The sequence below is a fragment of the Mesorhizobium sp. M2E.F.Ca.ET.209.01.1.1 genome, assembly GCF_004010375.2.
In the GTDB taxonomy this organism is placed as follows: Bacteria; Pseudomonadota; Alphaproteobacteria; order Rhizobiales; family Rhizobiaceae; genus Mesorhizobium.
Genome location: NZ_SADP02000170.1, coordinates 1 through 463, shown reverse-complemented (window position 1 = coordinate 463; position 463 = coordinate 1). Strand labels below are relative to the sequence as shown.

Below are 463 nucleotides of genomic sequence, written 5' to 3'. Positions count from 1 at the left end.
TCGACCTGAATGCGCCCGCCTTGCCCACTTCGAAAGGGATCCGGTTCCTTCAAGGTGACGCAAGCGACCTGGAGGTTTCATTCCGTCGGCACAAGCTTTTTGATCTGCCGCGGCCCTGGCTGGTCATTGAGGATTCGGCGCATAGCTATGCCGTATGCACCTCGGTTCTGAAATTTTTCGAGGAGCATCTTCAAGCCGGCGAGTATCTCGTGATGGAAGACGGTGTGCTCGATGATCTTGGATGGTCGGCCCGTTATCAGGGCGGACCAAACAGGGCAATTGCAGAGTTTCTTGCCAGAGGATCTCGATCTTTTGAAATAGACGTCACCTATTGTGACATGTTCGGACGAAATATGACTTACAATCCCAATGGGTATCTGCGCAAGATATGAGAATTTTTTCGCGAAAGCGCCGCCCGATTCTGTCCGTGATTATTTGTATTCACGATATGAACCGCGAAGCC

At 51.4% G+C, this 463-nt stretch carries 1 protein-coding gene; it reads left to right on the top strand.

From position 1 onward, the window contains the following. Positions 1-392, top strand: a 392-nt coding sequence (locus EN852_RS35140) for a CmcI family methyltransferase (RefSeq protein WP_281407828.1), incomplete at its 5' end; no start/stop codon positions are given. Positions 393-463 lie beyond the last annotated feature (71 nt).